A 1,710-nucleotide genomic window follows, 5' to 3' on the forward strand; every position below is an offset into this window, starting at 1 on the left:
GGTGGTCAGGTTGCCGTTGTTGTCGCGTTTGCTGGTGAGCAGGCCCTGGTCATCGTAGGTGAAGGTGGAATTGCTGCTGGGGCAGTTGGGAGAGGGTTCGCCTTCGATGGCGACGATGCGCTTGATGCCCTGGATCACCTGGAAGCGGTAGGTGGCCTGCTTGCCGTATTCGTTGGTGACGGTGGTGGAGCCGTCATCGTTGTAGGCGAGGGTGACCTTTTCGGCGCCGTTGGCATGTTCGCTGGAGATGGCGCGGCCTTGGTCGTCGTAGGTCCAGGTGGCGAAGCGGCGATTGTTGTTATCCAGGATGCCTGTAAGTAGTTTTCCGTTCCTCGGGTCGTCATAGAGGTACTGTGTTTTCGTGCTGTATTGCCCATCTGTTCGTGTTACCGAAGTGAGTCGCTGTTCCTTGTCGTATGTGTACTCAATGGATATACCCCCTGTCTGAGCGCGCAGGAGTTGATGGTTGGTTCCCTCCGAGAGAACGAGTTTGTTGCCACGTTCGTCGCTAATCGTAAGATTAGCGCCTCGCTCTACACGATACTTGCGACCTTCCTTGGTGGTGAGTTTAGTGAGTATTCCATTCTGGTCGAACTCCATCACTTCGTTGAGTTCGGAGGTGTAGCTAAACTTTCCTGGTAACCGGCTAAGCCTGCCCAGGTCTGTGATGGAGGTTAGATATTTTCCGGATCCCGTGAACTCCGAGACTTTTCCGTTTTCGCGGTAGAGTAGGAAGCTATCATCCTTGCGGGTTATACGCGCAGAATACGAGTGTCGCCACAAGCCGTCCAGGCCGTTGTAGTACCGGCTCAACGGGATCGGAATACTTAAGTCGTGTTCAACTTGGTATTTATTGCCATTGGTGATATTGACCGGATTTCCTGCGCAGCCCTCTGGTGGAGGCGGTCCCTTTTCGGGGCCGTTTTTATCTGGAAGCTTACAGCCAGAGTCATCCATTTCGTAACCGGGGCGACAGTCGCAACGTCCTGTCTCATTATTAAGACTCGCCCCTGCTGGACAAGCGCTTCCCCTAAGTACTGCTGAAATTACTTCCCAATAAACACCGTTACCGGTGTATGTGCAGTGTAGTACCTTGCCCTTTTCACTACCTTTGCCCGGCTCCATTTTCTTTTTCCAATTTATGGAGATTAGACTGTATACCCATTCACACGCTGACACCGGATCAGGAAAGCCCCTGCCTGCTTCACCATACGGAAATACCCACCACTGATAGAGTTCTGCATTAGCGCTTGGAGAAATTATAAATGCCGGGAAGAAAATGGTAAAAAAATAGACTCTTATAGATGATGTATATTTTTTAATTTTCATGCTTCCTTTTCCGCTCAATAGGGTCCGTAAACACGCAACCGGCAGGTCGCGGATTTGGTTTCTGCGCTCGGACCTTTTACTGGAATTTTTTCTGCCTTTGGCAGAATAAGGAAATGAGGGATAAGACCTCACTTCAGATTCCTCCGTGTGAAGCTTCAATTTTCAATAACCGTTTCGCCAGTTTTCCGTCCCTCGGCGTCGTACTGGTAACGGGTGATCCGGCCGGGCTCGCTGACCTGTACCGGGAGGAACAGGGTCGGGTGCCAGTCGGTTGTGATGGTGCGCGCCTGCGCAGTGCCGGCGGCCTCGGTGCGCGAGGTCTCCAGGCCACGGGCGTTGTACTGGTAGGTGGTCAGGTTGCCGTTGTTGTCGCGTTTGCTG

The 1,710-nt window shown here is 52.5% G+C and carries 1 protein-coding gene and 1 pseudogene; both read right to left on the bottom strand.

Features of this window, described 5'->3' with window-relative positions; all coding sequences use genetic code 11:
- Positions 1 to 1,329: DUF6531 domain-containing protein (locus tag HMPREF2914_RS31625; RefSeq protein WP_256562142.1), on the bottom strand; the 1,329-nt coding region annotated here is incomplete at its 3' end.
- 155 nt (positions 1,330 to 1,484) lie between these two features.
- Positions 1,485 to 1,710 (bottom strand): annotated as a pseudogene (locus HMPREF2914_RS14815) (RHS repeat protein); the annotation flags it as partial.

The organism is Pseudomonas sp. HMSC067G02 (assembly GCF_001813485.1).
GTDB lineage: Bacteria > Pseudomonadota > Gammaproteobacteria > Pseudomonadales > Pseudomonadaceae > Pseudomonas > Pseudomonas aeruginosa.